The 251-nt window shown below is 69.7% G+C and carries 1 protein-coding gene; it reads right to left on the bottom strand.

What is annotated here, in order from left to right:
• Positions 1-251, bottom strand: a 251-nt coding sequence (locus HA630_RS26980) for an aldehyde dehydrogenase family protein (RefSeq protein WP_166832155.1), incomplete at both ends; no start/stop codon positions are given.

Below are 251 nucleotides of genomic sequence, written 5' to 3' on the forward strand. Positions count from 1 at the left end.
TCCTCGCGGGCGCAGAGCATGTCGGCGGTGGCGTCGGCCACCACGGTGGGCTCGAAGAACTGCCCCGGCAGGCGCTTGCCGCCGGCCAGCACGCGTGCACCCTTGGCCACGGCGTCGTCCACGTGGCGCTGCACCTTCTCCAGCGCGGCTTCCTCAATCAGCGGGCCCTGGTTCACGCCGTCCTCGAAACCGTTGCCCACCTTGGCGGTGGCCACCTTGGCGGCGAACTTGGTCACGAACTCGTCGTACAC

This window comes from Aquabacterium sp. A08 (assembly GCF_011742065.1).